The sequence below is a fragment of the Pseudoduganella namucuonensis genome, from assembly GCF_900116645.1.
Lineage (GTDB): Bacteria > Pseudomonadota > Gammaproteobacteria > Burkholderiales > Burkholderiaceae_D > Rugamonas > Rugamonas namucuonensis.
This window is the reverse complement of record NZ_FPBO01000022.1, coordinates 137,449-144,401: the sequence shown is the minus strand read 5'-3', so window position 1 is coordinate 144,401 and position 6,953 is coordinate 137,449. Positions and strand designations below refer to the sequence as shown.

Here is a 6,953-nt window from a genome sequence, read left to right as displayed (position 1 = left end):
CGATCTGGTCGGTGGTCAGCGCGGTCATCGACGCGGTGGTGATCGCGGCGACTTGCTGGGTGCTCAGGGCGCCGATCTGGTCGGTGGTCAGCGAAGCCAGCTGCGCGGTGCGCAGGGTGGCGATCACGTTGGTTTTCAGGCCGCCGATGTTGGCGGTGGCCAGCGCGGCGACGGCCGAGGTGGTCAGCGCGTTGAATTGCGTGGTCGACAGCGCGCCCAGTTGCTGCGAGGTCAGCGCGATGGCTTGGTCGGTGTTCAGACCGGCGGCCAGGGCGTTGGTGGTCAGCGCGGCGATCTGCGCGGTTTTCAGCGCGCCGATCTGGTCGGTGGTCAGCGAAGTCATCTGGTTGGTCGACAGCCCGGCGATGGCGGCGGTCTTCAACGAGGCGATATCGGCGGTTTCCATCGCTGCCAGGCTGGCGGTGGCCAGGGTCGAAACCTGGGAGCTGCTCAGCGAAGCGGCTTGGCCGGTGGTCAGGGCGATCAGCTGGTCGGACGTCAGGGCGGAAGCCTGGGCGGTCGACAGGCCGGCGATGGCCGAGGTCTTCAGTGCGGCGACGTCGCCGGTTTCCAGCGCGACGAGGGCGTTGGTGGACAGGCCGCCAACCTGGGCGCTGCTCAGCGCGGCGGCCTGGTTGCTGGTCAGTGCGACGATCTGGTCGGTGGTCAGCGAGCCCATCGAGGACGACGTGATGGCGGCCACTTGGGCGGTGCTCAGCGCGCCGACCTGGTCGGTGGTCAGCGAGGCCAGTTGCGCGGTGCGCAGCGTGGAGATGACGTTGGTTTTCAGGCCGCCGATGGTGGAGGTGGCCAAAGCGGAAACGGCGCCGGTGGACAGCGCGTTGAATTGCGTGGTCGACAGGGCGCCGATTTGTTGCGAGGTCAGCGCAACGGCCTGATCAGTAGTCAGGCCGTTGGCGAGTGCGTTGGTGCCCAGGGCGGCCACTTGCGCGGTTTTCAGCGCGCCGATCTGGTCGGTGGTCAGCGCGGCCATCTGGTTGGTCGACAGGGCGCCGATGGCGGCGGTTTTCAGCGCGGCGACGTCGGCCGTTTCCAGCGCGGCGACACCATTGGTGCTCAAGCCGCTAAACTGGGCGCTGCTCAGCGAGGCGGCCTGGCCGGTGGTCAGCGCGATCAGCTGGTCGGTGGTCATCGCATTCAACTGTACAGTCGAGAGTGCCGCGATGGCGGAGGTTTTCAGAGCGGCGATATCATCGGTTTCCAGCGCGGCCAGGGCGTTGCTCGACAGGGCGCCGACTTGGGCGCTGGTCAGGGAAGCCGCTTGCAGGGTGGTCAGCGCCACGGCCTGGTCGGTGGTCAGCGCGATGGCCAGCTGCTGGGTGGTGAAGGCCGGCATTTGCGAGGATGTAAACGCGCCGATTTGATCAGTGGTCAATGCTCTGATCTGGTCTGAGTTCAAACCGGCGATATCCGATGTCACCAACGTCTTGATTTGCTGCGTTGTGATGGCAGCGATCTGGGCTGTTGACATGCTGGTGACGAGGCTCATTTCTGTTCTCCTTGGGGGGCACTACTCTAGTACGTCAAGACACGACTGACAGCCGTGGGGGTCACCCTGGCTTGCAATCTCTCTATATAGTGGCGAAATCGCCGTCTGTTCTATGTAAACCAGTTACTACGCTGTGCGGGCACAGCCGTCTCTTCTTTAACGTCACCCGGAAAGTTAACTTTAGGCACCTAATGCTGTATTCCAACATTTGGGATGTTGCCGTAAGAAACTTTTCCAGTTACATAACGCCTTGCCGCTCAACGCAAAAACAATGCAACGTTACGGTACAGAGCGACCGGTGGCCGGGTTTCATTAAGTAAACTTGTTAACCTAAGGAATTAATTCGGCGGGACGGTCGGGGCACCGGGGTCAGACCCCGAAATGAGGGCATCACCTATGACAGTACGTGGCAGTATATCGTAATTATTTGCCGTAAAGAACGATTTTGCCCCCGTGTCTCGGCCCCGCAACTGGGCGGGGAAGCAACATTTGCGTTTACTCATGGCAACACCCCGCTCTCATAGGAGAAGGGGTGGAATTTCCATGGTGAAAAAGACACGATTTGAGTGGTTACAATGTGTGAGAAACTTGCCGTAAGACCGTCGACCAGAACTTGCAATCCGGAAGTGACCAGACCGCGATTTGCATAGTACAAACAGGGCCGCCGCCCCTCGGCGGCGCCCTCCCCCAATAAATAGCCCAGGGCTATTTAAGTGAAATTTCAACGGGAATGTTGCCGCGCGTGGCCTTGGAGTAGGGACAGGTCTGGTGTGCCGCGTCCACCAGCGCCCGCGCCACTTCGGGTGGCAGGCCGGGCAGGCTGACGCCGAGACGGGCTTGCAGGAAGTACGCGCCGTCCGTCGTGCCCAGATCCACTTCCGCGTCCACGCTCAGGTCGTCCGGCAGCGTGACCTTCATCGCCGCGGCCGCCTTGCCCATCGCGCCGATGAAGCAGGCCGACCAGCCGGCGGCGAACAATTGCTCGGGATTGGTGCCGGCGCCCGCGCCGCCGGGCGGCGACAGCTGGATGTCCAGGCGGCCGTCCGGGCTGCGCGAAGTGCCGCCGCGGCCGCCGGAGGAGGTGTGGGTCTTGCCGGTGTACAGTACTTTTTCGAGGTGGGTCATGGTGAGCTCCTTTCAATGATGTCGGTGATTAATGCTTAGGGCGCGGCCAGCAAGGCCTGGATCTTCGCCTCGGTCTGCGCGTAGTCGCCCTCGCCGAAGTGGGTGTAGGCCAGTTGCCCCTTCTTGTCGAACAGGTAGACCGCCGGCCAGTACTGGTTGCCGTACGCGCCCCAGGTGGCGTAGCGGTTGTCCTGCGCCACCGGGTAGCGGATGTCGAAGCGCTTGATGGCGGTCTTCACGTTCTCGGTGCTGCGTTCGAACGGGAACTCCGGCGTGTGCACGCCCACCACCGCCAGGCCCTGCTGCTGGTACTTCTGGTGCCAGCTCTTCACATGGGGCAGCGTGTTGATGCAGTTGATGCAGGTGTAGGTCCAGAAATCGACCAGCACCACCTTGCCGCGCAGCTCACGCATCGTCAGCGGCTCGCTGTTGAGCCATTTCTCGATGCCGGTGAATTCGGGCGCGGCGGCGCCCTGCCGGAGCTGGGCGGCCGAGGCGGTGGTGGTGGCGGACGCGAGCGCGGCCGTGGCGAGAACCGCCTCGATGGCGAGCTTCTTAAGCGGAGAAAACATGTCACAGTCCTTTCAGGGTGGGGAAGAGGTTCGCGGTCCAGGCGTAGGCCAGGATGTCGTATTGCAGGTGGATCGCCAGCGCGGTCGCCATCACCAGCACGCCGAACACCTGTTGCAGGCGGTGGGCGTGGCGCGCCAGCAGGCGGGCGCGGCCGGTCACGTACCGGCCGCCGTAGATGATGGCCAGCATGGGAATGCCGGCGCCGACCGCGTACAGCGTCAGCAGCAGGGCCGACCAGGCCGGGTCCTGCGCCTTGACCACCAGCGCCAGGATGGAGGCCAGCACGGGGCCGGCGCACGGCGTCCACACTGCGCCCAGCGACATGCCGAGCACGAAGCCGCCGGCGTTGCCGCCGCCCGCGCCGCCGCCCGCGCTGCCCCCCATCGTTGGCAGCATCCGCTGCACGCGGGCCACCAGCCAGTCGTAGGGTTGCGGCCACACCCGCAGCAGGCCGGCCAGCGCCAGCAGCGCGATGGCGGTGTTGCGCAGCGCGTCCTGCGCGAAATTGACGAAGCTGGACGCCGCCCCCAGCAGCATGGCGAACGAGGCGAAGGCGACGATGAAGCCGGCCACGATGAACAGGGGCCGGCGGCCGGCCGTCTGCCCGACCGCCGTGCCCAGCACGATGGGCATCACGGGCAGGATGCAGGGCGACGCGACGGTGAACAGGCCGGCCAGCAGGGCCAGCGGAATCTCGAGCAGGTTGTGCATGGTGAGCCTCGCGGTGTTGAACAAGGCTCCATTGGACCGCGCCCGGGTATCCCGCTTGTGTCGCAAAACGGGGCCGTGTGCAATGTTATGTATCTGTACGGCGCCTGATACACGGCGACACAAATCTCCCTCCGCCAGCCGCATACCTTCGACGCGGCCTGGGGTATGATCGCCGCATGGAAACCACCGACCACGTATTGATCGTCGACGACGACCACGACATCCGCGAACTGATCGCCGCCTACCTTGAAAAGAACGGCATGCGCACCTCGCTGGCCGCCAACGGCCGCCAGATGCGCGCCGTGCTCGATGGCGGCGCGCCCGACCTGATCGTGCTGGACCTGATGCTGCCCGGCGAGGACGGCCTGGCGCTGTGCCGCGAACTGCGCGCCGGCAAATTCCGCGCCGTGCCGGTGCTGATGCTGACCGCCCGCAACGAGGAGGTGGACCGCATCATCGGCCTGGAGATGGGCGCCGACGACTACCTGCCCAAGCCCTTCGCGGTGCGCGAACTGCTGGCCCGCATCCGCGCCGTGCTGCGCCGCACGCGCATGCTGCCGCCCAACATCCAGGTGACGGAAAGCGCGCAGATGCTGGGCTTCGGCGACTGGCGGCTGGACACCACGGCGCGCCACCTGCTCGACGCCGGCGGCACCATGGTGGCGCTGAGCGGGGCCGAGTACCGCCTGCTGCGCGTGTTCCTCGACCACCCGCAGCGGGTGCTGACGCGCGACCAGTTGCTGAACCTGACCCAGGGCCGCGACGCCGACCAGTTCGACCGCTCGATCGACCTGCTGGTGAGCCGCCTGCGCCAGCGCCTGCGCGACGAGGCGCGCGAACCGCGCTACATCAAGACGCTGCGCAGCGAGGGCTATGTGTTCTCGGCCACCGTGACCATCCTGGGCGACGCCCCGTGATCCCGCCGCGCAGCCTGTTCGCCAGGCTGGCCCTGATCCTGTTCGTCGGCCTGGCGCTGGCGCAGGCCCTGTCGTCCTGGCTCACCATGACCGAGCGCGACCAGGCCACCAGCAAGCTGATGATGGGCTACATCGAACGCGAGGTGGCCAGCTCGGTCGCCCTGCTCGACCGCCTGCCCGCCGCCGAGCGCCCCGCCTGGCTGCCGCGGCTGGCGCGCCGCAGCTACCGGTTCATCCTCGGCCCCGGCGTCGCCGGCGCGCCGCCGGACGCGTCGCTGTCGGCCATGGTGGCCGCGTCCATCGCCGACGGCATCGGCACCGCCTACCCGCTGACCGCCAACATGGTGCCGGGCGAGCCCGAGCGCCTGCAGGTGCACCTGCGGCTGGGCGACGGCGCGCCGCTGACCATCGACTACCAGGCCCCGCCGGGCGTGCCGATGTCCCCCTGGCTGCCGCTGCTGATGCTGGTGCAGCTGGCCGTGCTGGGCGCCTGCTGCTGGCTGGCGGTGCGGCTGGCCACGCGCCCGCTGCACCAGTTGGCCGAGGCGGCAGACGCGCTGGGACCGGACCTGCGCGCGCAGCGCATGCCGGAGGACGGCCCGTCCGAGGTGGCGCGCGCGGCGCGCGCCTTCAACGCCATGCAGGACCGCATCGCCGGCTACATGGCCGAGCGGCTGCAGATCCTCGCCTCCATCTCGCACGACCTGCAGACGCCGATCACGCGCATGCGGCTGCGGGTGGACCTGATGGACGACGACGCGCAGTCCGCCAAGCTGCGCCAGGACCTGCGCGAGATGGAAACGCTGGTCAAGGAGGGCGTGGCCTACGCCCGCACGCTGCACGGCGCGGCGGAGACGCCGCTGCGCGTCGACCCGGACGCGCTGCTCGACAGCCTGGTGTGCGACTACGCCGACGCCGGCAAGGACGTCACGCTGCGGGGCGCGGTCGGCCGGGACCTGGTGACGCGCCCGCAGGGGCTGCGCCGCGTGCTGGGCAACCTGGTCGACAACGCGCTGAAGTTCGCCGGCGCGGCCGAGATCGCGGTGACGGCGCTGGAGGACGGGCGCGTGTCCGTCTCCGTGCTCGACCGCGGCCCCGGCATCCCGCCCGAATCGCTGGAGGCCGTGTTCGAGCCCTTCCACCGCCTGGAAACCTCGCGCAACCGCGGCACGGGGGGCACCGGCCTCGGCCTGGCCATCGCGCGCCAGCTCGCGCTCGCCATGAACGCGGAGCTGTCGCTGCGGAACCGTTCCGGCGGCGGGCTGGAAGCGCGGCTAATATTGCGTGGCGCGGACGGAACGGATAATCGATGAAACGAAGAGAAATACTGGGGCTGCTGCTGGCCGGCGCCTGCGCGCCGCTGGCGCCGCCGGCATCGGCGCGGAACGGCAAGCTGCGCATCGTGAGCACCCACCTGCCGCCGCTGGTGCTGGAGCATGGCGGCGAGCGGCCGGGCGCGCTGCACGAAATGGTGACCGAGTTGTGCCGGCGCCTGCGCGTCGCGCCCGCGACCGAATTCGTGCCCTGGCGGCGCGCGCTGTTCCTGGCCACCACGATGCCCGCCACCACCATCTTCCCGCTGACGCGGATACCGTCACGCGAGCGGCAATTCCGCTGGCTGGCGCCGCTGTACGACGAGCACTACGTTTTCGTGGCCCCGCGCGGCAAGCGCTTCGACGTGCGGCGCCCGCTGGAGATGAAGGACCGCCGCGTCACGCTGCTGCGCGGCGCGGCGCAGGGCGCCATCCTGCGCGAGCTGGGCTACCGCGACCTTGTCGAGGCCAGGTCCATCGACGAGGTGCACCGCTTCCTGAAGGGCGGCATGGCCGACGCCTCGTTCGGCGAGCGCAACATCATCCGCACCTCGCTGAAAAGCCGCGCGGCCGAGGACGAGTTCGAGCTCAGCGCCCCGGTGCGCAGCACCACCGCCTGGCTGGCCGGCTCGCTCGACCACACCGAGGACGACACCCTGCCCTTCCAGCGCGCCATGCAGGACATGCGGGCGGACGGGACGTACAGGCGCATATTGGGCAAGTACGGCTTGAACTGAGCCGCGTTCATTTTTTGGCGATTTTCACGCAATGTGACAGCATAAGATGCTCTTTAGTTGAGATTCC

Annotated in this window: 6 protein-coding genes and 1 pseudogene; 3 read left to right on the top strand and 4 right to left on the bottom strand. The window is 67.4% G+C overall.

Annotated features, from left to right (window positions below):
- The 4 genes and pseudogenes from BM436_RS21885 to BM436_RS21870 form a co-directional block, all read right to left on the bottom strand.
- Positions 1-1,396: pseudogene (locus tag BM436_RS21885) on the bottom strand (heme utilization protein); the annotation flags it as partial.
- Between the two features lie 819 nt (positions 1,397-2,215).
- On the bottom strand, positions 2,216-2,635 hold the full coding sequence (locus BM436_RS21880; RefSeq protein WP_093557650.1) for an organic hydroperoxide resistance protein: 420 nt from the start codon (positions 2,633-2,635) through the stop codon (positions 2,216-2,218).
- 35 nt (positions 2,636-2,670) lie between these two features.
- Complete coding sequence (locus tag BM436_RS21875) at positions 2,671-3,207, bottom strand: thioredoxin family protein (protein WP_093557649.1); 537 nt, start codon at positions 3,205-3,207, stop codon at positions 2,671-2,673.
- A 1-nt stretch (position 3,208) separates the two neighbouring features.
- The gene (locus BM436_RS21870) at positions 3,209-3,919 is read right to left on the bottom strand and encodes a cytochrome c biogenesis CcdA family protein (protein WP_093557661.1); all 711 of its coding nucleotides are present in this window, start codon (positions 3,917-3,919) and stop codon (positions 3,209-3,211) included.
- A gap of 176 nt (positions 3,920-4,095) precedes the next feature.
- Here BM436_RS21870 and BM436_RS21865 point away from each other — a divergent pair, with 176 nt between their 5' ends.
- The 3 genes from BM436_RS21865 to BM436_RS21855 are packed head-to-tail and all read left to right on the top strand — an operon-like array spanning position 4,096 to position 6,886.
- Positions 4,096-4,836 (top strand): response regulator, encoded by a 741-nt coding sequence (locus BM436_RS21865; RefSeq protein ID WP_093557648.1) that lies wholly within the window; start codon positions 4,096-4,098, stop codon positions 4,834-4,836.
- The gene (locus BM436_RS21860) at positions 4,833-6,149 is read left to right on the top strand and encodes an ATP-binding protein (protein WP_229490585.1); all 1,317 of its coding nucleotides are present in this window, start codon (positions 4,833-4,835) and stop codon (positions 6,147-6,149) included. The genes BM436_RS21865 and BM436_RS21860 overlap by 4 nt, the downstream gene beginning before the upstream one ends.
- Complete coding sequence (locus tag BM436_RS21855; protein WP_093557647.1) at positions 6,146-6,886, top strand: substrate-binding periplasmic protein; 741 nt, start codon at positions 6,146-6,148, stop codon at positions 6,884-6,886. Before BM436_RS21860 ends, BM436_RS21855 begins: the two co-directional genes overlap by 4 nt.
- Positions 6,887-6,953 lie beyond the last annotated feature (67 nt).